17 protein-coding genes are annotated in these 20,690 nt (G+C 71.7%); 3 read left to right on the top strand and 14 right to left on the bottom strand.

Going from position 1 to position 20,690, the window contains the following annotated elements:
• The first annotated feature begins 19 nt into the window (after positions 1-19).
• Complete coding sequence (locus ABZY13_RS21020) at positions 20-1,897, top strand: ricin-type beta-trefoil lectin domain protein (protein ID WP_356632873.1); 1,878 nt, start codon at positions 20-22, stop codon at positions 1,895-1,897.
• A 28-nt stretch (positions 1,898-1,925) separates the two neighbouring features.
• On the opposite strand, the gene cimA is transcribed toward ABZY13_RS21020, so the two are convergent.
• The 7 genes from cimA to ABZY13_RS20985 form a co-directional block, all read right to left on the bottom strand.
• Entirely contained in the window at positions 1,926-3,536 is a 1,611-nt protein-coding gene (gene cimA / locus ABZY13_RS21015; protein ID WP_356632871.1) for a citramalate synthase, read from the bottom strand.
• 316 nt (positions 3,537-3,852) lie between these two features.
• Positions 3,853-4,443: a TetR/AcrR family transcriptional regulator gene (locus ABZY13_RS21010; protein WP_356632869.1), complete on the bottom strand. Its 591-nt coding sequence runs from the start codon at positions 4,441-4,443 to the stop codon at positions 3,853-3,855.
• Positions 4,444-5,490, bottom strand: coding sequence for an agmatine deiminase family protein (locus ABZY13_RS21005; RefSeq protein ID WP_356632867.1), 1,047 nt, complete (start codon positions 5,488-5,490; stop codon positions 4,444-4,446).
• 11 nt (positions 5,491-5,501) lie between these two features.
• Complete coding sequence (locus ABZY13_RS21000) at positions 5,502-7,175, bottom strand: urease subunit alpha (RefSeq protein WP_356632865.1); 1,674 nt, start codon at positions 7,173-7,175, stop codon at positions 5,502-5,504.
• Complete coding sequence (gene ureA, locus ABZY13_RS20995; protein ID WP_356632863.1) at positions 7,172-7,855, bottom strand: urease subunit gamma; 684 nt, start codon at positions 7,853-7,855, stop codon at positions 7,172-7,174. The genes ABZY13_RS21000 and ureA overlap by 4 nt, the downstream gene beginning before the upstream one ends.
• A 169-nt stretch (positions 7,856-8,024) precedes the next feature.
• Positions 8,025-9,113 (bottom strand): branched-chain amino acid aminotransferase, encoded by a 1,089-nt coding sequence (locus ABZY13_RS20990; RefSeq protein ID WP_356632861.1) that lies wholly within the window; start codon positions 9,111-9,113, stop codon positions 8,025-8,027.
• Positions 9,114-9,354: 241 nt separating this feature from the next.
• Positions 9,355-10,407: a 3-isopropylmalate dehydrogenase gene (locus ABZY13_RS20985; protein ID WP_356632859.1), complete on the bottom strand. Its 1,053-nt coding sequence runs from the start codon at positions 10,405-10,407 to the stop codon at positions 9,355-9,357.
• 143 nt (positions 10,408-10,550) lie between these two features.
• Here ABZY13_RS20985 and ABZY13_RS20980 point away from each other — a divergent pair, with 143 nt between their 5' ends.
• Positions 10,551-12,110: a metallophosphoesterase family protein gene (locus tag ABZY13_RS20980; RefSeq protein WP_356632857.1), complete on the top strand. Its 1,560-nt coding sequence runs from the start codon at positions 10,551-10,553 to the stop codon at positions 12,108-12,110.
• Between the two features lie 14 nt (positions 12,111-12,124).
• Here the strand turns inward: ABZY13_RS20980 and ABZY13_RS20975 are convergent, their stop codons facing one another.
• From ABZY13_RS20975 to ABZY13_RS20960, 4 genes are all read right to left on the bottom strand, one after another.
• Positions 12,125-12,256 (bottom strand): hypothetical protein, encoded by a 132-nt coding sequence (locus tag ABZY13_RS20975; protein ID WP_356632855.1) that lies wholly within the window; start codon positions 12,254-12,256, stop codon positions 12,125-12,127.
• Between the two features lie 268 nt (positions 12,257-12,524).
• Complete coding sequence (locus tag ABZY13_RS20970; RefSeq protein WP_356632853.1) at positions 12,525-13,061, bottom strand: GNAT family N-acetyltransferase; 537 nt, start codon at positions 13,059-13,061, stop codon at positions 12,525-12,527.
• Between the two features lie 106 nt (positions 13,062-13,167).
• Positions 13,168-14,799 (bottom strand): L-glutamate gamma-semialdehyde dehydrogenase, encoded by a 1,632-nt coding sequence (gene pruA, locus ABZY13_RS20965; RefSeq protein WP_356632851.1) that lies wholly within the window; start codon positions 14,797-14,799, stop codon positions 13,168-13,170.
• A 38-nt stretch (positions 14,800-14,837) separates the two neighbouring features.
• Positions 14,838-15,764: a proline dehydrogenase family protein gene (locus ABZY13_RS20960; protein ID WP_356632849.1), complete on the bottom strand. Its 927-nt coding sequence runs from the start codon at positions 15,762-15,764 to the stop codon at positions 14,838-14,840.
• Positions 15,765-15,946: 182 nt separating this feature from the next.
• Between ABZY13_RS20960 and ABZY13_RS20955 the strand changes: the two genes are divergently transcribed.
• A complete protein-coding gene (locus ABZY13_RS20955; RefSeq protein WP_356632847.1) occupies positions 15,947-17,107 on the top strand; it encodes a helix-turn-helix domain-containing protein in 1,161 nt (386 codons plus the stop codon).
• A 103-nt stretch (positions 17,108-17,210) separates the two neighbouring features.
• On the opposite strand, the gene serA is transcribed toward ABZY13_RS20955, so the two are convergent.
• From serA to ilvN, 3 genes are all read right to left on the bottom strand, one after another.
• On the bottom strand, positions 17,211-18,800 hold the full coding sequence (gene serA / locus ABZY13_RS20950; RefSeq protein ID WP_356632845.1) for a phosphoglycerate dehydrogenase: 1,590 nt from the start codon (positions 18,798-18,800) through the stop codon (positions 17,211-17,213).
• A 240-nt stretch (positions 18,801-19,040) separates the two neighbouring features.
• Positions 19,041-20,039 (bottom strand): ketol-acid reductoisomerase, encoded by a 999-nt coding sequence (ilvC, locus tag ABZY13_RS20945; RefSeq protein WP_356632843.1) that lies wholly within the window; start codon positions 20,037-20,039, stop codon positions 19,041-19,043.
• A gap of 119 nt (positions 20,040-20,158) precedes the next feature.
• Complete coding sequence (ilvN, locus tag ABZY13_RS20940; protein WP_043504310.1) at positions 20,159-20,683, bottom strand: acetolactate synthase small subunit; 525 nt, start codon at positions 20,681-20,683, stop codon at positions 20,159-20,161.
• Positions 20,684-20,690: the final 7 nt, after the last annotated feature.

Here is a 20,690-nt window from a genome sequence, read left to right as displayed (position 1 = left end):
CACAGAAGGGCGGCGCTCCATGAGGAGATCCCCCAGAACGCTCCGGCTGCTGCTCGCCGGGCTGCTGAGCACGGCCGGTCTGACCACCGCCTCGGTCACCTCCGCGGCCCCCGCGCACGCGGCCGGCGAGCAGATCACCGCCCACCTCACCACGACCGACGACGCCGGCGGGCGCAACGTGGTCCGCGGCCTGCAGCCCCAGGCCCCGTTCGCCTTCCAGCCCGGCTCGGGCGGCGGCGGCGAGAACATCACCGTGGACGAGAACACCCGCTACCAGACCTTCACCGGCGGCGGCGCGTCCTTCACGGACACCGCGGCCTGGCTGATGGACGGCAGCGGCGCGCTCTCGCAGGCCACCCGCGACGACACCATGCGCAAGCTGTTCTCGCCGACGGACGGCATCGGCCTGTCGTTCCTGCGCAACCCGATGGGCGGCTCGGACCTCGCACGCTTCGGCTACACCTACGACGACCTGCCGGCCGGGCAGACCGACCCGGACCTGTCCGAGTTCTCGATCGCGCACGACCTCCAGGACGTCGTGCCGCTGACCCGGCAGGCGCGGCAGCTCAACCCGGCGCTGACGGTGATGGCCTCGCCGTGGACGGCGCCGGCCTGGATGAAGGACAGCGGGCAGCTCAACGGCGGCTGGCTGAAGGCGGAGCACTACGGCACGTACGCCGCGTACTTCGTGAAGTACGTGCAGGCCTACCAGGCGCAGGGCATCCCCGTCGCGTACGTCACCGCGCAGAACGAGCCGACGTGCTGCGCGGGCTATCCGTCGATGAGCTGGAACGCCTCGGGGCTCGCCTACTTCACCAAGAACGAGCTGCTGCCCAGGCTCCAGGCGGCCGGTCTGTCCACCAAGGTGCTGGCGCACGACTGGAACTGGGACACCTACGACGCGTACGCCGCCCGGACGGTGGACGACGCGGCGGTCCGCGCGCACCCGAACTTCGGCGGCGTCGCCTGGCACGGCTACGGCGGCGACGTCGCCAAGCAGACGGCCGTGCACGACCAGTACCCGCAGCTGGACGCGTTCGGCACCGAGCACTCGGGCGGCACCTGGATCGCGCACCAGCAGCGCGAGGACATGATGAACATCATCGACTACACCCGCAACTGGGCGAAGTCGGTGACCAAGTGGTCCCTCGCGGTGGACCAGAACCGCGGTCCGCACAACGGCGGCTGCGGCACCTGCAGCGGACTGATCACCGTGCACAACGGCGACGCGCGGCACGGGCAGGTCGACTTCACCGTCGAGTACTACACGATGGGCCACCTGACCAAGTTCGTGAAGCCGGGCGCCCACCGGATCGCGTCCACCGCGTCCGCGTCGGTGCCGAACGTGGCCTGGCGCAACCCCGACGGCTCCAAGGCCCTGATCGCCTACAACGACGCCACGACCGCGAAGACGGTGACCATCAACTGGGGCGGCCAGCACGCCACTTACTCGCTGCCGGGCCGGACGTCGGCGACGTTCACCTGGTCGGGCACGCAGTCGGGCGGCGGCGACCGCACCGGGGCCTTCGTCGGGCTCGCGGGCAAGTGCCTCGACGTCGCCGGGGGTTCGTCGGCGAACGGGACGGCCGTGCAGCTCCACGACTGCAACGGCACCGCCGCCCAGCGCTGGACGGTGCGGGCCGACGGGTCGGTGCAGGCGCTCGGCAAGTGCCTTGACGTGACGTCGGGTTCGACGGCGGACGGGGCGAAGGTGCAGCTGTACGACTGCAACGGCACGGGCGCGCAGCAGTGGTCGTACAACGCCTCGACGGGCGACGTGGTGAACCTGGCCGCGAACAAGTGCCTGGACGTCACGGACAACTCCTCGGCGAACGGCGCCCGCGCGCAGATCTGGTCCTGCACGGGCGCCGCCAACCAGAAGTGGCGGCTCCAGTAGGAGGCAGCCGCCGGGGCCGGCCGCCGTCCTAGACGGCCGGCTCCACCCCGGCCCGCAGCAGGCCGTAGGTGTAGGCGTCCTCCAGGGCCTGCCAGGAGGCGGCGATGACGTTCTCGGCGACGCCGACCGTGGACCACTCGCCCGTGCCGTCCGAGGTGGAGATCAGCACCCTGGTGGTGGACTCGGTGCCGTGGACGCCCTCCAGGATGCGGACCTTGTAGTCCACCAGCTCCAGCTTGGCGAGCTGCGGGTAGATCTTCTCCAGGGCCACGCGCAGCGCCCGGTCGAGGGCGTTGACCGGGCCGTTGCCCTCCGCGGTGGCGACGATGCGCTCGCCCTTGGCCCACAGCTTGACGGTGGCCTCGTTGGCGTGGCTGCCGTCGGGGCGGTCCTCCACGATCGCCCGCCAGGAGTCGACCTCGAAGTACTTCAGCGCCCTGCCGTCGACCTCGGCGCGCAGCAGCAGCTCGAAGGAGGCGTCGGCCGCCTCGTACGTGTAGCCCTTCAGCTCGCGTTCCTTGACCCGCTCCACGACCCGGCCGACCAGTTCCCGGTCGCCGCCGAGATCGACGCCCAGCTCCTTGCCCTTGAGCTCGACGGAGGCGCGGCCGGCCATGTCGGACACCAGCATCCGCATGGTGTTGCCGACCAGCTCGGGGTCGATGTGCTGGTACAGGTCGGGGTCGACCTTGATCGCGGAGGCGTGCAGGCCCGCCTTGTGGGCGAACGCGGAGACGCCGACGTAGGGCTGGTGGGTGGAGGGCGTGAGGTTGACGACCTCGGCGATGGCGTGCGAGATCCGGGTCATCTCGCGCAGCTTGCCCTCGGGCAGGACCTTCTTGCCGTACTTCAGCTCCAGGGCGGCGACGACCGGGAAGAGGTTGGCGTTGCCGACGCGCTCGCCGTAGCCGTTGGCCGTGCACTGCACGTGCGTGGCGCCGGCGTCGACGGCGGCGAGGGTGTTGGCGACGGCGCAGCCGGTGTCGTCCTGGGCGTGGATGCCGAGCCGGGCGCCGGTGTCGGCGAGGACGGTGGCGACGACGGCCTGGATCTGCGCCGGAAGCATGCCCCCGTTGGTGTCGCACAGGATCACGACGTCGGCGCCGGCCTCCGAGGCGGCGCGCACGACGGCCTTGGCGTACTCGGGATTGGCGCGGTAGCCGTCGAAGAAGTGCTCGCAGTCGACGAAGACCCGGCGGCCCTGCTCGCGCAGGTGGGCGACGGTGTCGCGGACCATGGCGAGGTTCTCGTCGAGCGTGGTGCGCAGCGCCAGCTCCACATGCCGGTCGTGGGACTTGGCGACCAGGGTGATCACCTCGGCACCGGACTCCAGCAGCGCCCTGACCTGCGGGTCCTCGGCGGCGGTGGCGCCCGCGCGACGGGTGGAGCCGAACGCGACCAGCTTGGCGTGCCGGAAGTCGATCTCCTGCCGGGCACGGGCGAAGAACTCGGTGTCGCGGGGGTTGGCGCCGGGCCAGCCGCCCTCGATGAAGCCCACGCCGAAGTCGTCCAGGTGCCGTGCGATGGCCAGCTTGTCGGCGACGGTGAGGTTGATGCCCTCACGCTGCGCGCCGTCGCGCAGGGTGGTGTCGAAGACGTGGAACGCGTCGTCGAGTTCGCTGGTTTCCGTCTCGGTCATGGTCTGAACGCTCCTGTGTTGGATCTCGGTCTACCGGAATGACCGGCTCCACCGTCCTCCAATGATCCCCCGCGCGGCGGTTCCGGCTTCAGGTGGGCCAGAAACGCGAAAAACCTCTCGCGGGTGCGAGAGGTCTGCGCGCGGGTCGAGGACGACGATGGCCGCCCGCACCTGGTCGTGCGAGGCGGTCACTGCGGACCGGCGCGCCTGCTGCCAATAATCATGGCGAACGAGAGCACGTCGGCAGTCTGGCACAATCCGCCTCCACCGCTCACGGCTGTCTCAGGATGCGGGCACGCCGTCCCGGCAGTGGAGATCACCCGAGCCCGGCGTCCAGGAACTCCCGGACGTGGGCGAGCACCTGTTCCCGGTCGGCGCCGCGCAGCCCGACGGCGACGTGGATGGAGAACCCGTCGAGCAGCGCCCGCAGCCGGGCGGCGAAGCGGTCGGGGTCGACGTCGCGGAACTCGCCGCGCGAGACGCCCTCGGCGAGCAGGGCGACCAGGTCGCGGTGCCAGGCGCCCTCGATGGCCGCCTGCCGGTCGCGGGCGTCGTCGTCGGCGTTCTGCGAGCGGTTCCAGACCTCCAGCCAGAGCGTCCAGTGCGGGTCGCGGTGGCCGTCGGGGACGTAGAGGTCGACGTAGGCGTCGAGCCGTTCGCGGGCGGGGCCGGGGCGGGCGAGCAGCCGGGCGCGCTCGGCGCCGAGCCTGCCCTCGCTCCACTCCAGGGTGCGCAGCAGCAATTCGTCCTTGCTGCCGAAGTAGTAGAGGAGGTGCCCGCTGCTCATGCCGACCGCGCGGCCGAGCGCCGCCATGGTGAGCTGTTCCAGACCGCTCTCGGCGATCATCCCCATGGCGGCGGCGAGCACGTCCTCGCGGGGCGGGGCGTTCTTCCGCGCGCCGGCCATCTACGGCTCCTGGATCCTCGGCTGTTGCTGGGTGATGCAGTGGATGCCACCGCCACCGGAGAAGATCGTACGGGCGTCGACCGGGGTCACCGTCCGCCCGGGGAAGAGGCGGCGGAGGATTCCGGCGGCGGTCTCGTCGCGCGGGTCGTCGAAGGCGCACAGCACGACGCCGCCGTTGCAGAGGTAGTGGTTGATGTAGGAGTAGTCGGCCCAGTGGCCGTCGGCCTCCAGGACGGTCGGGGCGGGCACCTCCACGACCTCCAGCCGGCGTCCGCGCGCGTCGGTCTGCCCCCTGAGCAGGCCGATGACCTCCCGGGTGATCTCGTGGTCGGGGTGGGCGGGGTCGGGCTGGTGGTGGGCGACGACGACGCCGGGGCGGGCGAAGGCGGCGACGATGTCGACGTGGCCGAGGGTGCCGTAGCCGTGCGGGGGGTAGTCGGCGGTGAGGCCGCGGGGCAGCCAGATGGCCTTGCGGGTGCCGAGGCAGGCGTGGATCTCCGCCTCGACCCGCTCCTTCGTCCAGCCGGGGTTGCGCTCGGGGCCGAGCTGCACGGTCTCGGTGAGCAGCACGGTGCCCTCGCCGTCGACGTGGATCGCGCCGCCCTCGTTCACCAGCGGTGAGGCGTACGTCCGCGCGCCCGCGAGGTCCGCCACCTGCGCGGCGATCCCGGCGTCGTGGTCCCAGCGGGCCCAGTGCTGGGCGCCCCAGCCGTTGAACGTCCAGTCGACGGCGGCCAGTTCGCGCCCGTCGGTGAGGAAGGTGGGGCCGATGTCGCGCATCCAGGCATCGTCCAGCTCGCGCTCGACGGTGTCGATCCCGTCGCCGAGCAGGCGCCTCGCCTCGGCCGACCGTCCGGGCCCGCACACCACGGTCACCGGCTCGAAGCGGCGGATCGCACGGGCGACCGAGGCCCAGGCCCGGTGGGAGGCGGCCAGGTCGTCGGGGTCGTCGAAGGTGGGGTTGGGGCCCGGCCACGCCATCCAGGTGCGTTCGTGAGGGCTCCACTCGGCGGGCATGCGGAAGCCGTCGGCGGCGGGGGTGGTCATCTGGCGGGTCCTCAGAGGAAGTACAGGCGGTTGAGGGAGACGGTGTCGGCGGGCGCGGAGCGGATGGGCTCGCCGTCGAGCGTGACGAGTCCCGTGCGCTGGTCCACGTCGACCGATCCGGTACGGGAGTTGAGCCGCAGGTCGGCCGGGCCGATGCCGCGCGTGCCGCGTACGGCGACCCTGCGCCGGCGGGTCGGCAGGCCGTCGTGGCCCCGGTCGAGGGCGGCCCGGGCGACGAACGCGACGGAGAGGTCGGCCGGGGCGGCCCCGTGCGCACCGAACTGCGGTCCCAGAACGAGGGGTTCGCAGGTGTCGGTGGCCGCGTTCGGGTCGCCGACCACGCCGTACGCCGGGAAGCCCGACTTGAGCACCAGTTGCGGCTTGGCCCCGAAGAACTCCGGCCGCCACAGCACGATGTCGGCGAGCTTGCCGACCTCGATCGACCCCACCTCGTGGGAGAGCCCGTGCGCGATGGCCGGGTTGACGGTCAGCTTGGCGATGTAGCGCAGGACGCGTTCGTTGTCGTGGTCGTCGTGCGGGGCGCCGAACTCGGCCTTCATCTTCCCGGCCATGGCGAACGTGCGGCGCACGGTCTCGCCGGCCCGGCCCATGCCCTGCGCGTCGGAGGAGGTGATGCCGATCGCGCCCAGGTCGTGCAGCACGTCCTCGGCGCCCATCGTGCCGGCGCGGATGCGGTCGCGGGCCATGGCGGCGTCGCCGGGCAGGTCGGTCTTCAGGTCGTGGACGGAGACGATCATGCCGTAGTGCTCGGCGACGGCGTCCCGGCCGAAGGGCAGGGTCGGGTTGGTGGAGGAGCCGATGACGTTGGGGACGCCGGCCATCTTCAGGACGTTGGGGACGTGTCCGCCGCCGCAGCCCTCGATGTGGAAGGCGTGGATGGTGCGGCCCTCCAGGACGCGCAGGGTGTCCTCGACCGACAGGCACTCGTTCAGCCCGTCGCTGTGCAGGGCCACCTGGACGTCGTGCTCCTCGGCGACCCGCAGGGCGGTGTCCAGGGCGCGGGTGTGGGCGCCCATGTCCTCGTGCACCTTGAACCCGCACGCCCCGCCCTCGGCCAGCGCCTCCACCAGCGGCGCCGGGTCGGACGACGAACCACGCCCCAGGAACCCGATGTTGACGGGCCAGGCGTCGAAGGCGCCGAACGCGTGCCGCAGCGCCCAGGGCGAGTTGACGCCCACGCCCCACACCGGTCCGAACTCCTGCCCGATGATGGTGGTCACGCCGGACGCCAGCGAGGCCTCCATGACCCGCGGCGACAGCAGATGGACGTGCGTGTCGACGGCCCCGGCGGTGGCGATGAGGCCCTCGCCGGACACGATGGACGTGCCGGTGCCGACGACGACGTCGACGCCGTCGAGGGTGTCCGGGTTCCCGGCCCGCCCGACGGCGCTGATCCGGCCCTCGCGGATGCCGATCGACACCTTGCGGATGCCCTGCACGGCGTCGATCACCACGACGTTGCTGACCACGACGTCGCAGGTCTCCCGGACGGCGGCGGCCTTGAGGTGCAGTCCGTCGCGGGCGGTCTTGCCGAAGCCGGCGAGGAACTCGTCGCCGTACCGCTGCGCGTCGGACTCGACGCGGATCACGAGGCCCGAGTCGCCGAGCCGGACGCGGTCGCCGGCGCGCGGGCCGTGGGTGGCGGCGTATTCGTGCGGGTTCATCGCGCGGCTCCCAGATATCCGCAGGCGGTGGCCCTGCGCAGGGCCTCTTCCTTGGCCCCCGGCGCGTCCAGGGGCCCGTCGACGAGCCCGGCGAACCCGATCGCGACCCGTGCGCCCCCGATCGGGACCAGCCCGACCTCCCGGCTCTCCCCCGGCCCGAACCGCACCGACGACCCGGCGGGGACGGCGAGCCGCATGCCGTAGGCGGCCGAACGGTCGAAGTCCAGGCGGGGGTTGGCCTCGAAGAAGTGGAAGTGGGAGGTGACCGAGACGGGCACGCCCGCCGTGTTGACGACCGTGAGCCGCACCACCGCCTGGGGCTCGACGTGCGCGGGGCCCGGCAGCAGCGCCCCCGGACCGTCCTCGCGCGGCCCCGCGCCGCCGATGGGGTCGGAGACGACCGCGAGCCGGGAGCCGTCGTCGAAGACGGCCTCGACGTGCACCTCGGTGACGACGTCGGCGACGCCGGGCAGCACGTCGTCCGGACCGAGCACGGACCGCGCGGCCTCGATGGCCTCGGCGAGCCGTCGGCCGTCGCGGGCGGCCTCGCAGACGGTGTCCGCGATCAGGGCGGTGGCCTCGGGCACGTTGAGCCGCAGTCCGCGGGCGCGCCGGGCGCGGGCCAGCTCGGCGGCGCCGAACAGCAGCAGCCGGTCGCGCTCGGTGGGGGTGAGGCGCATGCCGTCTCCTTCCGGTTTAGAGCGCCACTCTAAACCGGAGGGCATAACAACCGGAAGGCCGGACGTCGACGAGTTTGAACAACACTCGAAGCGACATGATCCGAAACGACTTGGGGCCGCCCCCGACCCGAGGTCGGCGGCGGCCCTGAGCCGTGAAGCCGGAAGGGACCTATCCCAGCCGGTGCATCCAGCCGTGCTTGTCCTCCGCCGTGCCCCGCTGGATGTCCAGCAGCGCCCGGCGCAGCCTCAGCGTGACCTCGCCGGGCTCGCCGCCCGACTGCCGCCACTCGGCGCCGGCCCGCTTCACCGTGCCGACCGGCGTGATCACGGCCGCGGTGCCGCAGGCGAAGACCTCGGTGAGGGCGCCGCTCTCGGCATCGCGCTGCCACTGGTCGATGGAGACCCGGCCCTCCTCGGCCTCGTAGCCGAGGTCGCGGGCGACGGCGAGGAGGGAGTCGCGGGTGACGCCCTCCAGGATGGAGCCGGTGAGGGCGGGGGTGACGATCCGGTCGCCGTAGACGAAGTACAGGTTCATGCCCCCGAGTTCCTCGACCCACTTGTGCTCGACCGCGTCGAGGTAGCAGACCTGGTCGCAGCCCTTGGCGGCGGCCTCGGCCTGGGCGAGGAGGGAGGCGGCGTAGTTGCCGCCGGTCTTGGCGTCGCCCATGCCGCCGGGGACGGCGCGGACGCGGTCCTCGGAGAGCCAGATGGACACCGGCTTGACGCCGCCGGGGAAGTAGGCGCCGGCCGGGGAGGCGATGACGAGGAAGAGGTACTCGTTGGCGGGCTTCACGCCGAGGCCGACCTCGGTGGCGATCATGAAGGGGCGCAGGTAGAGGGACTCCTCGCCGCCGTGCGCCGGGACCCACGCCTTGTCCTGCCGGACCAGGGCGTCACAGGCCTCGATGAAGGTCTCGACCGGGAGTTCGGGCATCGCGAGCCGGCGGGCGGAGCGCTGGAAGCGCTTGGCGTTCTGGTCGGGGCGGAAGGTGGCGACGGAGCCGTCGGGCTGACGGTAGGCCTTGAGTCCCTCGAAGATCTCCTGCGCGTAGTGCAGGGTCATGTTGGCCGGATCGAGAGAGAGCGGGCCGTAGGGGACGAGCTGCCCGTCGTGCCAGCCGCGGCCCTCCGTCCACTTGATCGTCACCATGTGGTCGGTGAAGTGGCGGCCGAACCCGGGGCTGGCCAGGATCGCCTCCCGCTCCGCGGCGGAGAGCGGGTGGGCCGAGGGCTTGAGCTCGATCGTGGGCGTCGTCATCAGTGGTTGTCCTTCACCGGTTGTAGTGACGGGCCGCGCTCACGCCCGTACTGCCAGTGGCCAGTGCTAGGACGTCCGAGCATTCCCTCAATCCGCGGCTCCGCGTCCGATTATCGCAAGCGGGCGACGAGGGAGAAAACAGCGTGAATGCGGCCCGGGGTTGATGGTGGCACCCGGCGGGGACATGGGGAAGCCGCCGGGCGCGGATGCGACCCGGCGGCTTCGAGGCGAGCGCGGCGGGTCAGCCGGCTACGCGTACCGCCAGCGCGTCGCCGATCTCCGAGGTGGAGCGGGCGGGCTTGCCGGCGCGGTCCGCGAGGTCGGCGGCGACCGCGTCCTCGATGCGGGCGGCCTCGGCCTCGTGGCCGAGGTGGCGCAGCAACAGGGCGACGGAGAGGACCGTGGCGGTGGGGTCGGCCTTGCCCTGGCCGGCGATGTCCGGGGCCGAGCCGTGGACGGGCTCGAACATCGACGGGAACTCGCCGCTCGGGTTGATGTTGCCGGAGGCGGCGACGCCGATGCCGCCGGAGACGGCCGCGGCGAGGTCGGTGATGATGTCGCCGAAGAGGTTGTCGGTGACGATCACGTCGAACCGCTCGGGCTGGGTGACCAGGAAGATGGTCGCCGCGTCGACGTGGATGTACTCGGTGGTGACCTCGGGGTACTCCTCGGCCACCTTGTTGAAGATGTTCGTCCACAGGTGGCCCGCGAAGGTGAGCACGTTGTTCTTGTGGACCAGCGTGAGCTTCTTGCGGGGGCGGGCCTGGGCGCGGGCGAAGGCGTCGCGGACGACGCGCTCGACGCCGAAGGCGGTGTTGACGGACACCTCGGTGGCGACCTCGTGCGGGGTGCCCTTGCGGATGGTGCCGCCGTTGCCCGTGTAGGGGCCCTCGGTGCCCTCGCGGACGACCACGAAGTCGATCTCCGGCTGGCCGGCGAGCGGGGTGGCGACGCCGGGCAGGAGCTTCGACGGCCGCAGGTTGACGTGGTGGTCGAAGGCGAAGCGGAGCTTGAGCAGGAAGCCGCGCTCCAGGACGCCGGAGGGGACCGAGGGGTCGCCGATCGCGCCGAGCAGGATGGCGTCGTGCTGCTTGAGGGCCTCGAGGTCGGCGTCGGTGAGGGTCTCACCGGTGGCGTGGTAGCGCTGGGCGCCGAAGTCGTAGGCCTTGGTCTCCAGCTTCACATCCTGCGGAAGGACGGCGGAGAGGACTTTCAGGCCTTCGGCCACGACTTCCTGGCCGATGCCGTCACCGGGGATCACTGCGAGATCGAGGATGCGAGAGCTTGCCGACATGCGCAGCACCCTACTCCTCGTCCCATGGGATGACATGACGCGTCCGCGATCCGGACACCCGGACGGAGTCGGGCACCGTGGGGACGCACTGCGTTCACTCCTGCTTCCACGGGGCGTCGGGGCCCGATGGGAAAGTGTCGGCCATGGACCTCCCCGACTTCGGCATTCCGCCGCGGCTCGCCCGGCGGATGAGCATGGCCGAGCAGTACGAGTACCTGCGGGCGCACCTCACCCGGCGGCGCGCGCTGGTGACGGCCGGCGCGGTCGCGGGCGGGCTGCTGACCGGCTGTTCCGGCGGGAGCGGCGTGTCGGCGCCGAGCAGCGCACCGTCCGCCACGTCGAGGACGCCCGGCTCGGCCGTCGTCCCCTACGGCCGCCATCTGGCCTTCGGGGCGGATCCCCGCACACAGATGCGCGTCTCCTGGCAGGTGCCGGCCGCGGTGCGGCGGCCGTACGTGCGGATCGGCGCCCGTCCCGACGCGCTCGGGGAGCGGATCGAGGCGGAGGTGCGCGATCTGTACACGCCGGAGCTGGACGGGATCCGCGCGGCGGTGCAGCAGTACTACGTCCACGCGGCGCTGGACGGCCTGCTGCCGGGCGCGACGTACTACTACGGCATCGGACACGAGGGCCGCGATCCCGCCTCGCCCGAACACCGCGCCGCCATCGGCTCCTTCCGCACGGCGCCGGCGCGGCCGGAGTCGTTCGTGTTCACCGCCTTCGGCGACCAGGGGGTCGGGGACGCGCCGGAGACCAACAACGAGCTGATCCTGCGCCAGAAGCCCGCCTTCCATCTGCACGCCGGCGACATCTGCTACGCCAACGCCAAGGGCCGGGGCAAGAAGTCGGACGCCTACGACCCCTCCTTCTGGGACCACTTCATGGCGCAGACCTCCCAGGTGGCCGGGTCGGTGCCGTGGATGGTGACGACCGGCAACCACGACATGGAGGCCTGGTACTCCCCCGACGGCTACGGCGGCCAGTTCGCCCGCTGGTCGCTGCCGGACAACGGCTTCGACCCCAAGGGCGCGCCGGGGGTGTACGCGTTCCGGTACGGCAACGTGGGCGTGGTGGCGCTGGACGCGAACGACGTGTCGTACGAGATCCCCGCCAACCTCGGGTACAGCGAGGGCCGGCAGACGGCGTGGCTGGAGGCGACGCTGGGCGAGCTGCGCGCGGCGCCGGAGATCGACTTCGTCGTCGTGTACTTCCACCACTGCGCCTACTCGACGTCCTCGCACGCCTCGGACGGAGGGGTGCGCGCGGAGTGGGTGCCGCTGTTCGCCCGGCACCGGGTGGACCTGGTGATCAACGGGCACAACCACGTCTACGAGCGGACCGACGCGATCCGGGACGGCGAGGTGGGCCGGCCGGTGCCGATCGGCGGGACGACGGACCCGGCGAGGGACGGGACCGTGTACGTCACGGCGGGCGGCGGCGGCAGGGAGCTGTACGGCTTCCCGGCGGGCGTGCCGGAGAGCTACGAGGGCTCGGTCCAGGACGTCGAGTCCGTGGACACCTTCCGCTGGACCCGGTCGCGCGGGGACGCCCGGGAGACGGTGGAGTGGTCGCGGGTGCGCTACCGGGGCTTTTCGTTCCTCAAGGTGGAGGCGCACGCCGGGGCGGCACCGAGGCTCGCGGTGTCGGCGCTGGCGGCGACCGGGCAGCGGGTCGACCACTTCGAGGTGCGGCGCGGGCGGTAGGGCCCGGCCGTGGCTCAGTGGCCGGTGGCGCCGCCGTTGTCGCGGCGGTCGAGGGCGCGCTGGAGGGCCGCGGCGGCGTTCTTGCGGTCGGCCTCGCTGCTGCGGGAGACGTGACGGACTCGGCGGCGTGCGGTCGTCTCGGACATGGCGGATCGGCTCCTTCGTGGTCCCGGAGTGCGGGGAGGAAAGGGGGATGCGAGACGCCGGAAGGGACGGGGAGCGACGGTGCCGCAGGGGTTGCCTGCGCGGGCCCGGCTCACGGCCGTCATTCGCTTGGTCGAGCGAGACGTTCGGCTCCTACAAAACTAAGCGAGGACGGCGCATCTGTCTCCACAATTACTCGGACTTCCTACTATCTGAGACGGCCGGACGGACCACGCCCCGCCGACCTGCCGCTTTCCCGGCCCGTGTGGCTCAGAGCACGTCGCCGTCCCGCCAGTCGAAGCACAGCTCGCCCTCCGCGTCGAGGGGCCCGGCGAGCGCGGCCCGCACGTAGGTGCTGCCCTCCTCCTCGGGGAGCCGGACGACGCCCCCGGGACCCAGCGCGGCCACCCTCCCCGGCCACGCGCTCCAGCCCCGCGCCTCGTACAGCGCGGCCCCCTCGTCGCTGGCGGAGAGGGCGCCGAGGTCGTAGGCACGGTCGACGATCCCCTCCAGCACGCCCATGACCCGGCCCCCGAGCCCGGTACGGCGCACGTCCGGGCGCACGGCGACGTTCTCGACGTACCCGGTGCGCAGCCAGCGCCCCCGGTGCCGCACCCGCCGCATCACGACCGCCCCGTGCGCGGCGAGCCCGGCGTCGTCGTCCACGAGGACGTGCATCCCGCCGAGACCGTGGTCGAAGTCGTCGTCGCTGAAGTCCCCCGCGAACACGGCGTCCAGGAAGCCGCGCAGGGCACGCAGTTCGGCGGGGGCGAGGTCGGCGGTGTGGACGGTACGGATCGTCGTCATGGGCCCAGTATTCGGGATGCCGTGACCCGCGCGGGCCGCCCGCCGCCTCCCACGCGAACGGGCCGGGTCCCCGTGGACCCGGCCCGTCGGCGACGGCTGACGGAGGTCAGCCCATGTGCGGGTAGGTGTAGTCGGTCGGCGGGACCAGCGTCTCCTTGATCGAGCGGGTCAGCGTCCAGCGCGTCAGGTTCTGCGGGGCGCCGGCCTTGTCGTTGGTGCCGGAGGCGCGGCCGCCGCCGAAGGGCTGCTGGCCGACGACGGCGCCGGTCGACTTGTCGTTGATGTAGAAGTTGCCCGCCGCGTAGCGCAGCTTCTCCATCGTGTACGCCGCCGCCGCGCGGTCGCCCGCGATGACCGAGCCGGTGAGGGCGTAGTCGGACACCGACTCCATCTGCGTCAGCATCTCGTCGTACGTGTCGTCCTCGTAGACGTGCACGGCGAGGATCGGGCCGAAGTACTCGGTCGTGAAGACCTCGTTCTGTGGGTCGGTGCACTCGATGACGGTCGGGCGGACGAAGTAGCCGACCGAGTCGTCGTAGGAGCCGCCCGCGACGATCGTGCACGCCGGGTCCTGCTTGGCGCGCTCGATGGCGGCCTTGTTCTTGGCGAAGGCTCGCTCGTCGATGACCGCGCCGATGAAGTTCGACAGGTCGGTGACGTCGCCCATGGTGAGGTAGTCGACCTCGGCCGCGAACTCCTCCTTGAAGCCGGAGTTCCAGATCGACGCCGGGATGTAGGCGCGGGAGGTCGCGGAGCACTTTTGGCCCTGGTACTCGAAGGCGCCGCGGGTCAACGCGGTCTTCAGCACCGCGCGGTCGGCGCTCGGGTGGGCGACCAGGAAGTCCTTGCCGCCGGTCTCGCCGACCAGGCGCGGGTAGGAGCGGTACTTCTCGATGTTGGCGCCGACCGTCTTCCACAGGTACTGGAACGTCTTGGTCGAGCCGGTGAAGTGGATCCCGGCGAGGTCCCGGTGGTGCAGGGCCACCTCGGAGACCTCGATGCCGTCGCCGGTGACGAGGTTGATGACGCCCTTGGGCAGCCCGGCCTCCTCCAGCAGCCGCATCAGCAGCACGGCGGCGTGGGTCTGGGTGGGGGACGGCTTCCAGACGACGACGTTGCCCATCAGCGCCGGGGCGGTGGGCAGGTTGCCTGCGATGGCCGTGAAGTTGAACGGCGTGATCGCGTAGACGAAGCCCTCCAGCGGGCGGTGGTCCAGACGGTTCCAGACGCCCGGGGAGTTGGCCGGGGGCTGCTCGGCGAGGATCTGCCGGGCGTAGTGGACGTTGAACCGCCAGAAGTCGACCAGCTCGCAGGGGGTGTCGATCTCGGCCTGCTGGGCGGTCTTGGACTGGCCGAGCATGGTGGACGCGGCCAGCGTCTCGCGCCAGGGTCCGGCCAGCAGCTCGGCGGCGCGCAGGATGATCGCCGCGCGGTCGTCGAACGCCATCGCACGCCAGGCGGGCGCGGCGGCCAGGGCCGCGTCGATGGCGTCCTGCGCGTCCTGCCGGGTGGCGTTGCCGTACGTGCCGAGGCGGGCCTTGTGGTTGTGCGGCTGGACGACGTCGAAGCGCTCGCCGCCGCCCATCCGCCGCTCGCCGCCGATGGTGCAGGGCAGGTCGATCGGGTTGTCGGCCAGCTCCTTCAGCCTGGCCTCCAGCCGGGCGCGCTCGGGAGAGCCGGGGGCGTAGCCGTGCACCGGCTCGTTGACGGGGGTGGGGACCTGGGTCACAGCGTCCATGAGATCCGTAACTCCTTGAACTTGAGCGGGTGGTGGGCTCAGCCCTTGCTGACCATCGAGCGGACGAAGAAGCGCAGGTTCGCCGGCTTCTCCGCGAGCCGCCGCATGAAGTAGCCGTACCAGTCGGTGCCGTACGCCGTGTAGACGCGCATCCGGTGGCCGTCGGCGGCGAGCCGCAGGTGCTCCTCGCCGCGGATGCCGTACAGCATCTGGAACTCGTAGTCGCCCGGCTTGCGTCCCGCGCGGTGGGCGAGTTCCTGGGCGATGGCGATCAGACGCGGGTCGTGGGACCCGATCATCGGGTAGCCCTCGCCGTCCATCAGGACGCGCAGGACGCGGACGTACGCCTTGTCGATCTCGTGCCTGTCCTGGAGCGCGACCTTCGCGGGCTCCTTGTAGGCGCCCTTGACCAGGCGGACCCGGCTGCCGTTCGCGGCCAGGCGGCGGGCGTCGGCCTCGGTGCGCAGGAGGTACGCCTGGATGACGCAGCCAGTCCGGGGGAAGTCCCGGCGCAGTTCGTCGTGGATGGCGAACATCGAGTCGAGGGTGGTGTGGTCCTCCGCGTCCAGTGTGACCGTGGTGCCGATCTCCGCGGCGGCCTCGACGACCGGGCGGACGTTGGCGAGGGCCAGCTCGTGCCCGCCGGGCAGCGCCTGGCCGAACATCGACAGCTTCACGGACATCTCGACGCGTTCGCCCAGCTCCAGCGGCTTCAGGCGGTCGATCAGCTCCAGATAGGCGTCACGGGCGGCGGTGGCCTGCTCGGGCGTGGTGATGTCCTCGCCGACGACGTCCATGGTCAGTTCGAGGCCCTTGGCGGTGAGGTCCTCGACGATCGGCACGATCTCGTCCACGGTCTCGCCGGGGATGAACCGGTCGACGACCTGCTTCGTCACCGGGGCCGCCGAGATCAGGCGTCGCATCCGGTCGCTGCGCGACGCGGCGAGAATCACGGGACCCAGCACGGGGCACCTCCACATACCAACCCGAACGAGGCCGCATCCCGACGGTCCGGGAACGGCACGGAGAACCACCGTGAAAGTTAAGGATCCCTCGGATCGTCGGCCATCGACAGCTGTCACGCATCCCCGCCGCAGATCTCAGACATCTGTATGAAGGTGGCGCGAAAGTGCGGGAGAATGCCGTGGTGACGTCGGATTACAGGGGTGACTACCAGGAGCTGGTCGACGAGATCTCCGAGCTGCTGGGCGCCCCGGCGACGCTGGAGAACCGCGACTTCGAGCTGATCGCCTTCGGCGCCTACGACAGCGAGGGGGAGCTGGACGCCTCGGCCCTGGACCCGGTCCGGGCCCGCTCGATCCTGACCCGCCGCTCCACGCCCGCCGTCCGCGCCTGGTTCGAGGGCTTCGGCATCACCCGGGCGACCGGCCCGGTGCGCATCCCCCGGACGCCGGAGGCGGGGGTGCACCGGGGGCGGATCTGTCTGCCCGTACGCCATCGGGGTGTCGTCCGCGGCTACGTCTGGCTGCTGGAGGACGAGCCCGGGCCCACCGAGCGGCAGCTGGCCGCCGCCATGGAGGTGACCGCCCGCATCGGGGCGCTGCTCGCCGACGAGGCCCAGCACGGCGCCGACCTGACCCGTGAGCTGCGGGCCGCGGTGACCGCCGAGCGGGGCTGGCAGCGGGACATGGCGGTGGCCGCCCTGCGCACCGAGCTGGGGCCGCGCGCCGAGGGCCCGCACGCGGTGGTGTGCGTGGCGCCGTGGCCGTCCGCCGACCCGGAGGACGCCCCGTCGGCCCGTACGGTGCCCCATGCGACGGCCGTGTGCACGGCGCCGTGGGGAACGGCGGGGCAGGGCCTCGCGGTGCTGGTGCGGCTGCGCGCCGCGGACGTGCCGGGGCCGGCGCTGACGGCGGCGTCCCGGCTGCTCGGGGAGGGCGCGCGGGCCGGGGTCGGCGAGCCGTTCACCGGTCTGGCGGGTCTGGCGACGGCCTGGCAGCAGGCATCGGCCGCGGCCCGCGCCGCGCTCGCCGAGCCCCGCTTCGGGCCCGTCGCCGAGTGGTCCCGCATCGGCCCCTACCGCCTGCTCACCGCCCTGTCCCCGGAGGCGGCCCGCGACCGCGCCGTGGCCCCGCTGCTCTCTCCCGCCCAGGCCGAGCTGGCCCGCACCGCCGAGGCGTACCTGGACCGCGCGGGCCAGGCCGGCCGCACCGCCGCCGACCTGGGCATCCACCGCCAGACCCTGTACTACCGGCTGTCCCGTGTCGAACAGCTCACCGGCCTGGACCTGGCCGACGGCGAGGACCGCCTGCTGCTGCACATGGCCCTGAAGGCGGCCCGGATCTGACCGTCACCAGCACCTGACCCTCACCACCCGACCGTCGCCCGACATGGCGACGCCGGGCGGCCGAGGAATGCCTCGGTCGCCCGGCGTCGTGCCGAAGCGGGGGTCAGACCAGGTTCACCGAACGGGCCGACGTCGCCCCGATCTCCGCAGCCAGCTCGCCGAGCACGCCCGGGGAGACGGTGTCGTCCACGGTCAGCACGGCCAGCGCCTCGCCGCCCACGTCCGCGCGGGCGACCTGCATGCCGGCGATGTTGATGCCCGCCTCGCCGAGGATGCGGCCGACGGTGCCGACGACGCCCGGACGGTCCTCGTACCGCAGGACCACCATGTGGTCGGCGAGCGCGAGGTCCACGTCGTAGTCGCCGACCGCCACGAGCTTCTGCAGGTGCTTGGGACCGGCGAGGGTGCCGGACACCGACACCTCCTCGCCGTCGCCGAGGGTGCCGCGCACGGTGACGACGTTGCGGTGGTCCGGCGACTCGGAGCTGGTCGTCAGCCGCACCTCGACGCCGCGCTCCTGGGCGAACAGCGGGGCGTTGACGTAGGACACCGTCTCGTCGACGACGTCCTCGAAGACGCCCTTGAGCGCGGACAGCTCCAGCACCTTCACGTCGTGCTGGGTGATCTCGCCGTACACCTCGACGTCGAGGCGGACGGCGACCTCGCCGGCCAGCGCGGTGAAGATCCGGCCGAGGCGCTCGGCGAGCGGCAGACCCGGCTTGACGTCCTCGGCGATGACGCCGCCCTGGACGTTGACCGCGTCCGGGACCAGCTCGCCGGCGAGCGCCAGGCGCACCGAGCGGGCGACGGCGATGCCGGCCTTCTCCTGCGCCTCGTCGGTCGACGCGCCCAGGTGCGGGGTCGCGACGACCTGGTCGAACTCGAACAGCGGGGAGTCCGTGCAGGGCTCCTTGGCGTACACGTCGAGGCCGGCGCCGGCGACGCGGCCCTCCTTGAGCGCCGAGTACAGCGCCTCCTCGTCGACGATGCCGCCGCGCGCGGCGTTGACGATGCGCACGCTCGGCTTGACCTTGCGCAGCGCCTCGTCGCCGATCAGGCCGACCGTCTCGGGCGTCTTGGGCAGGTGGACGGTGATGAAGTCGGAGACCTCCAGCAGCTCGTCCAGCGACAGCACCTTGACGCCCATCTGCGCGGCCCGCGCGGGCTGCACATAGGGGTCGTAGGCGACGACCTTCATGCCGAACGCGGACATCCGCTGGGCGACCAGCGCGCCGATGCGGCCGAGGCCGACGACGCCGAGGGTCTTCTCGGCCAGTTCGACGCCGGTGTACTTGCTCCGCTTCCACTCGCCGTTCTTGAGCGCGGCGTTGGCCTGCGGGATGTTGCGGGCGGTGGCGAGGATCAGACCGCAGGCCAGTTCGGCGGCGGTCACGATGTTGGAGGTGGGGGCGTTGACGACCATCACGCCGGCCTTGGTGGCGGCGGACACGTCGACGTTGTCCAGGCCGACGCCGGCTCGTGCGACGACCTTGAGCCGGTTCGCGGCCGCGATGGCCTCGGCGTCGACCTTGGTTGCCGAGCGGATGAGGATCGCGTCGACGTCGGCGAGGGCGGGCAGCAGCTCGGCGCGGTCCGCGCCGTTGCAGTGCCGGATCTCGAAGTCCGGGCCAAGCGCGTCCACGGTCGCGGGCGACAGCTCTTCAGCGATGAGTACGACAGGTTTCGAGCTCACGTGAGTCCTCACATGTGCAATGCGGACGGCCGTCCCGACGGCCGCAGGCGGTGGAGGGGGGCTTGCCGCGTGTGACGCACGACGCTGTGGGCCTGACGCGTATTAGTACGGCAGTGTAGTGGCGCGGCGGTCGGCGGCTTGCGCCTCTGCGGAAGGATCACCCGTCCGTGGCTGGACCGGGTGGACAACACCGTGGCGCAAAGGGCCGGAGCGCATGGCTCCGGCCCTTCGTCCCGAGGCTTACGCCTCCTCGTTCACCCAGCTCATGAGCTTGCGCAGCTCCTTGCCGGTGGTCTCCAGCAGGTGCTCGGAGTCCTGCTTCTTGTACTCGTTGTACTTCTTCAGACCGCCGTGGTACTCGTCCATCCAGTTCCGGGCGAAGGTGCCGTCCTGGATCTCGGCGAGCACCTTCTTCATCTCGGCCTTGGTGGCCTCGGTGATGATGCGCGGGCCGGTGACGTAGTCGCCCCACTCGGCGGTCTCGGAGATGGACCAGCGCATCTTCTCCAGGCCGCCCTCGTACATGAGGTCGACGATCAGCTTCAGCTCGTGCAGGCACTCGAAGTAGGCGATCTCCGGCTGGTAGCCCGCCTCGGTCAGCGTCTCGAAGCCCGCCTTGACCAGCGCCGCGGTGCCACCGCACAGCACGGCCTGCTCACCGAACAGGTCGGTCTCGGTCTCCTCGGTGAAGGTGGTCTTGATGACGCCGGCGCGGGTGCCGCCGATGCCCTTGGCGTACGACAGGGCGAGCGCGAAGGCGTTGCCGGTGGCGTCCTGCTCGACGGCGGCGATGCAGGGAACGCCGCGGCCCTCCTCGTACTGACGGCGCACCAGGTGGCCCGGGCCCTTGGGGGCGACCATGCAGACGTCGACGCCGGCCGGGGGCTTGATGAAGCCGTAGCGGATGTTCAGGCCGTGGCCGAAGAACAGCGCGTCGCCGTCCTTCAGGTTGTCCTTGATCGACTCCTCGTAGACCTGGGCCTGGATGGGGTCCGGCACCAGGATCATGATGACGTCGGCCTCGGCGGCGGCCTCGGCGGGGGTGACCACGCGCAGGCCCTGCTCCTCGGCCTTCGCCTTGGACTTGGAGCCCTCGTGCAGACCGACGCGGACGTCGACACCCGAGTCACGCAGCGACAGGGCGTGGGCGTGGCCCTGGCTGCCGTACCCGATGACCGCGACCTTGCGGCCCTGGATGATGGACAGGTCGGCGTCGGCGTCGTAGAACAGCTCGGCCACTTTGGGTTCTCTCCTTGGGGTGCAGATGTTGCGTCCCACCGTATGACGGGGGGCGGAAGGGAAGTCTGGGGGTCTCGGCATACGGGCGGCCGGTCGTCGCCGGCCGCCCGGTCATGTCGTTACGCCGACCGGTCCAGTGCGCGCAGCGACCGGTCCGTGATCGAACGCGCTCCGCGTCCGATGGCGATCGTGCCGGACTGCACCAGCTCCTTGATGCCGTACGGCTCCAGCATCTTGAGCATGGCGGACAGCTTGTCGCTGCTGCCGGTGGCCTCGATGGTCACGGCCTCCGGGGAGACGTCCACGGTCTTGGCGCGGAAGAGCTGGACGATCTCGACGATCTGGGAGCGCGTCTCGTTGTCCGCCCGCACCTTCACCAGAACGAGTTCCCGCTGAACGGCCGAACCGGGTTCCAGTTCGACGATCTTCAGCACGTTGACGAGCTTGTTGAGCTGCTTGGTGACCTGCTCCAGCGGCAGGTCCTCCACGTTCACCACGATGGTGATGCGGGAGATGTCGGGGTGCTCGGTGACGCCGACCGCGAGGGAGTCGATGTTGAAGCCGCGGCGGGAGAACAGGGCGGCGATCCGGGCGAGGATGCCGGGGGTGTTCTCCACCAGGACGGAGAGCGTGTGCTTGGACATGGGTCTG

Source organism: Streptomyces sp. NPDC006610 (assembly GCF_040611575.1).
GTDB lineage: Bacteria > Actinomycetota > Actinomycetes > Streptomycetales > Streptomycetaceae > Streptomyces.
Note: the sequence above shows the minus strand (reverse complement) of the source record. Positions and strands in the feature narration are given on the sequence as shown.

Coding starts and splice junctions, on each gene's coding strand:
- ABZY13_RS21020 (WP_356632873.1), top strand. CDS start 20: ATGAGGAGATCCCCCAGAACGCTCCGGCTGCTGCTCGCCGGGCTGCTG.
- cimA (WP_356632871.1), bottom strand. CDS start 3,536: ATGACCGAGACGGAAACCAGCGAACTCGACGACGCGTTCCACGTCTTC.
- ABZY13_RS21010 (WP_356632869.1), bottom strand. CDS start 4,443: ATGGCCGGCGCGCGGAAGAACGCCCCGCCCCGCGAGGACGTGCTCGCC.
- ABZY13_RS21005 (WP_356632867.1), bottom strand. CDS start 5,490: ATGACCACCCCCGCCGCCGACGGCTTCCGCATGCCCGCCGAGTGGAGC.
- ABZY13_RS21000 (WP_356632865.1), bottom strand. CDS start 7,175: ATGAACCCGCACGAATACGCCGCCACCCACGGCCCGCGCGCCGGCGAC.
- ureA (WP_356632863.1), bottom strand. CDS start 7,855: ATGCGCCTCACCCCCACCGAGCGCGACCGGCTGCTGCTGTTCGGCGCC.
- ABZY13_RS20990 (WP_356632861.1), bottom strand. CDS start 9,113: ATGACGACGCCCACGATCGAGCTCAAGCCCTCGGCCCACCCGCTCTCC.
- ABZY13_RS20985 (WP_356632859.1), bottom strand. CDS start 10,407: ATGTCGGCAAGCTCTCGCATCCTCGATCTCGCAGTGATCCCCGGTGAC.
- ABZY13_RS20980 (WP_356632857.1), top strand. CDS start 10,551: ATGGACCTCCCCGACTTCGGCATTCCGCCGCGGCTCGCCCGGCGGATG.
- ABZY13_RS20975 (WP_356632855.1), bottom strand. CDS start 12,256: ATGTCCGAGACGACCGCACGCCGCCGAGTCCGTCACGTCTCCCGCAGC.
- ABZY13_RS20970 (WP_356632853.1), bottom strand. CDS start 13,061: ATGACGACGATCCGTACCGTCCACACCGCCGACCTCGCCCCCGCCGAA.
- pruA (WP_356632851.1), bottom strand. CDS start 14,799: ATGGACGCTGTGACCCAGGTCCCCACCCCCGTCAACGAGCCGGTGCAC.
- ilvN (WP_043504310.1), bottom strand. CDS start 20,683: ATGTCCAAGCACACGCTCTCCGTCCTGGTGGAGAACACCCCCGGCATC.